Source organism: Staphylococcus sp. HMSC071G07, assembly GCF_001811435.1.
Lineage (GTDB): Bacteria > Bacillota > Bacilli > Staphylococcales > Staphylococcaceae > Staphylococcus > Staphylococcus pettenkoferi.
Genome location: NZ_KV804760.1, coordinates 1 through 4682, shown reverse-complemented (window position 1 = coordinate 4682; position 4682 = coordinate 1). Strand labels below are relative to the sequence as shown.

Below are 4682 nucleotides of genomic sequence, written 5' to 3'. Positions count from 1 at the left end.
AGCTATATTTTTTACTTTGCAACAGAACCATCCATAATCTACTCTGGAGGCCAGTGTGATTTCAAATTTGTCTAGCTTCAAAATACGACTACAACGTCTTTTCTTCGTTTTATATTGCGTTTGTGCTGTAAATGTAGAATAACTTTCTTCATTCATATTACAATTAATTTCACGAAAAATTGTAGAGACTGAGAGATTAAGATGCTTAGCAATCGCTCTCATAGAATAGTTTTCTTTTCTAAGCATCTATATACTTGAACGCTCATATATAGTAAAATGTAAACAGATCATATTGGCACTCCCTTTTGTATTAGTTTTTAGTGGCATATTAATCTCTTACAATAAAGTGCCAATTATGGGCATTTTTTATGAATTTTTTGGGTATTATACTTAATATTACATAATGTCGAAAATAATAAAATGCTACTCTAAAATATAAGTGAATCCGAAAACGATGATTATACGTACGTTGAGAGGTTTTATTCTATATTTAGTATTCATAGAAATTCCTCAAAAAGCTTCTTGGAATATTTTCGGTTTATCCTATATCATGTGAAATGCAATTAAATAGGGGGAGAGCACTTCCCGTATCAAACACAGGAGGAAGAGATGGAAGAAAAAATTGGCTTAATAGATATTGGTTCAAATACAATTCGGCTCGTGCTTTTTGTTTTTACTAAAGAAACTGGTCTTAATGAAATATTAAATATTAAAACACCTGCACGTCTAAGTCAGTACTTGACCAGTGACACTAAAATGAACAATGACGGTATCGCCATTTTAAAAGAAGCACTTTTAAGTTTCAAAAAAGTGGCCGACAAATTTAAAGTTCAAGAGCTACATACTATTGCGACAGCTGCGATTCGTCAATCTAAAAACAGTAACGATATTATCAAAAAAATCAAAAAAGAATTAAATATTGAAATTCAAATCGTCTCTGAAAAAGATGAGGCATTTTATGGTTATTATGCCATTTCACACACCACAGATATTGAAAATGGTATATCAGTTGATATCGGTGGTGGTTCTACCGAGGTTACACTTTTCAAAGATAAGAAATTAAAAGAAATACATAGCTTCCCATTTGGCGTTGTCACATTGAAACGTCAATTCTTCGGAGATAAAGATCATAATAATAAATCCGCAATTAAAAGTATGGAAAAATTCTTATCCGAACAATTTAATCAATTAGATTGGGTAAAAAATCAAGAAATTACGCTTATAGGATTAGGTGGCTCTGCACGTAATGTTGCTCGTATTCATCAATCTGAACATTCTTATCCTATCGGTGGTGTTCACAATTATACTATGTCATTGAAAGATATATATATAGTTTACGATATCATTTGTAAAAGTGCTCGCGATGAATTAATTAATCTAGACGGTTTAAGCCGAGATCGTGTAGATATCATTCTACCTGCCATCTCTGTTTTCAAGACTCTTTTCCAAAAAATAGATGCGACACAATTCACTTTCTCAAGAAATGGCATTCGTGAAGGTTATGTCATGAATTTCATTCGTAAACGCCATCCTTATGAATTTAAAAAAGAACATGTACGTAGAGATGCTTTAATACACTTAGCTAATGAATATTACATTGAGGAAGAAAGTGCAAAACGTCGCTTGAAATTAGCACAATCCTTACTCGACCAACTGTTAAATTATAGTGATTTGAAAATTACAGATTATGATAAGTATTTATTTGTTGAAGGTGCGTATATATATTACTTAGGTAGTTTTATCGATTCAGATTCAAGTTCACCGCACACATATTACCTTATTGCGAATTCAACGATTAATGGGTTCTCTCATAAAGATCGTGTGAAGCTAGCACTTCTCGCAAGTTTTAAAAATAAATCATTACTCAAATTGTACTGTAAAGAAACACAATGGTTTAACGGTAAAGAAGTTGATACTATTCAAGCTCTAGGTGGTATTATTAAATTCGTAAACGCATTGAATATCTCTCATACTAGTTTTGTAGAAGAAATTAATCTTAAAAAGAAAAAAGGCGATAAATACGAAATCTATGTTTACCACAAAGGAGAGCCTATTGCTGAAGAATATCAAGCGAATAAGCAGAAGAAACATGTTGAAAAGATTTTAAAAGGGCAAGTATCCATTATCTTTACAAAATCTTAAAAGTCGTATGATATTTTTAGACTACACAAGAACAACGTTTAAATAATGAGGTGTATTAAGAGTATGCAAATTCAATTGGGAAAAAAGGATATTAATTTACCACAGTACTATAATAATAGGGAGTTAAGTTGGATCGATTTTAACTATAGAGTCCTTCAGGAAGCTTATGATAAGAATAATCCATTACTTGAAATGTTAAATTTCATTTCTATTTTTAGCTCAAATTTAGATGAATTTTTTATGGTACGTGTAGCTGGTTTAAAAGACCAAGTGAAATTAGGTTATGATAAACCCGAAAATAAAACCCAAATGACGCCTCAAGAACAACTTGATGCGATTAAAATAAAAAACACAGAATATGTTCACATCCAATATCAACGATATAAAGAATTGATTGAAGAGTTACGGCATTATAATATTGAAATGGTCAAACCTGATTGTTTATCTGAAATGCTCATAGAAAGATTAGAAAAAGAGTTTAAATCGCATATTCTACCTACACTTACACCATTAGGTATTGATGCGTATCACCCATTTCCGAAATTGAACAATAAAAGTTTAAACATATTTGTCGATATTGATACTGAAGACACAATTAACTCAGCAATCGTACAAATTCCATCATTAATTCCTCGATTTCTAACATTTAATGAAGGTGCTAAACAATATGTTGTAATGGTCGAAGATGTCATTACATACTTTATCAACTATCTATTTAAAGGTTATAAAGTTTTAAATACTTTTACCTTCAGAATCACAAGAAATGCAGATTTATCGATTCATGAAGATGGTGCTGAAGATTTACTAATAGAAATTGAACGCTTCTTAAAAGAACGTAAGAGTGGTTCAGCTGTACGTTTAGAGGTCGATGGCCGAACTGCACAAAGAGAGAATATTGAATGGTTGATTGATCAATTAGAGGTTGAAGAGAATGATATATACTTCTTAAATGGCCCGCTTGATTTAACGTTTTTATTCGATTTAGTGAGTCATCTCTCTACTAAACTTAAATATCTGACGTATGAGAAATATACACCCCAAGTACCGAAATCTTTAGAAAATAACAATATTTATAAATTAGCTCTAGAAAGAGATATATTCTTCCATCATCCGTATGAATCATTTGACCCCATTGTAAACTTCATACGTGAAGCTTCCGATGATCCAAATACCATTGCCATTAAGCAAACATTATATCGTGTGAGTAAAGATTCACCGATTATTAATAGTTTGAAGGAAGCTGCTGAAAATGGTAAGCAAGTCACTGTACTTGTAGAATTGAAAGCACGTTTCGATGAAGAGAATAATGTCCATTGGGCTCGTATGCTTGAAGATGCAGGTTGTCACGTAATATATGGTATGACGCATCTAAAGACACATAGTAAAATTGCGCTTGTCGTTAAACGTATTCGTGGAGAGCTAACATCATTTATACATTTAGGTACAGGAAACTATAATGACAAAACTGCTAAGCTATATACCGATATGGGGATTATTACTACAAATAAAGACATTGCTGAAGATGCGATTAATTTCTTCAATTATTTAAGTGGTTACTCTGTTAAACCTGAGTATAATAAATTAATTGTAGCTCCATTTGATATTCGTGACGTCTTTATTGACCATATCGACAAAGAGATTAGTAGTCATTTAGAACATGGAAATGGCAAGATTATGATGAAGATGAATTCACTCACAGATAAAACGATTATTAAAAAGCTCTTTAAAGCTTCTCAAGCAGGCGTAAAGATTCAACTTATCATTCGTGGTATTTGTTGTCTTAAACCTGGTATACCTGGTATCAGTGAGAATATTGAAGTCGTAAGCATAGTAGGACGGTTACTCGAACATTCACGTATTTATTATTTCCATAATAACGGTGATGAAAGTATCTACCTCTCATCAGCAGACGTGATGACACGCAACATGATTAAACGTGTCGAAATCTTATTCCCTGTTGAAGATAAAAGTATTGGAAAACGTTTAGTGAATTATATGAACTTGCAACTTTCAGATAATGAGAAAGGACGTTTCCAAGATAAAATTGGTGTCTATCACTATGTTCAAAACAATTTATCTCCACTAAATTCTCAAGCTTATCTTATGCAAGAGGCAATTAAATACGGTAAAGATCTAAAAAAACAGACTGCTCAGCCAACAGGTTATCCCATTCGTTCAAAGCGTGGCGTTAGTTGGATAAGAAGATTAAGAAATACATTCAAAAGATAGAATGAATAATCTTATAAAAAATTAGAATTAATCCAAAGACAGATGCTTTATTTAAACTAGGCCTTTTACTTTTTGAACCACTAATATAATGGCACTGCATCCTTAATGTGGGCCTCACATTAAAACACTTGAATTAGGCTGCTAATGTTCTGTATTGCACAGGAGATAAGTAGTCTAATTTTTGTTGAATTCGATTATTATTATAGTTTTCTATGTACTTTTCGACAATATCCTTTACAATGAAATTAGAGTTATTTAACTCATTGTTGAGATAAAATGTTTGGTTCTGTTGCAAAGTAAAAAATATAGCT

At 31.9% G+C, this 4682-nt stretch carries 4 protein-coding genes; 2 read left to right on the top strand and 2 right to left on the bottom strand.

The features are described 5' to 3' along the window. Positions 1 to 246 (bottom strand): helix-turn-helix domain-containing protein (locus HMPREF2802_RS11815; RefSeq protein ID WP_141746377.1); only part of this gene is annotated, 246 nt, incomplete at its 3' end. A 363-nt stretch (positions 247 to 609) separates the two neighbouring features. Between HMPREF2802_RS11815 and ppx the strand changes: the two genes are divergently transcribed. Both ppx and HMPREF2802_RS03820 read left to right on the top strand, forming a co-directional pair. Then, the gene (gene ppx / locus HMPREF2802_RS03825; RefSeq protein WP_002473191.1) at positions 610 to 2142 is read left to right on the top strand and encodes an exopolyphosphatase; all 1533 of its coding nucleotides are present in this window, start codon (positions 610 to 612) and stop codon (positions 2140 to 2142) included. A 63-nt stretch (positions 2143 to 2205) separates the two neighbouring features. Next, the gene (locus HMPREF2802_RS03820; protein WP_070502817.1) at positions 2206 to 4371 is read left to right on the top strand and encodes an RNA degradosome polyphosphate kinase; all 2166 of its coding nucleotides are present in this window, start codon (positions 2206 to 2208) and stop codon (positions 4369 to 4371) included. Positions 4372 to 4504: 133 nt separating this feature from the next. Here HMPREF2802_RS03820 and HMPREF2802_RS03815 read toward each other — a convergent pair. Further along, on the bottom strand, positions 4505 to 4682 hold a 178-nt coding region (locus HMPREF2802_RS03815), incomplete at its 5' end, for an IS3 family transposase (RefSeq protein WP_083307585.1).

Excerpts from the sequence above, each read along its gene's own strand:
- ppx (WP_002473191.1), top strand. The coding sequence starts at position 610 with ATGGAAGAAAAAATTGGCTTAATAGATATTGGTTCAAATACAATTCGG.
- HMPREF2802_RS03820 (WP_070502817.1), top strand. The coding sequence starts at position 2,206 with ATGCAAATTCAATTGGGAAAAAAGGATATTAATTTACCACAGTACTAT.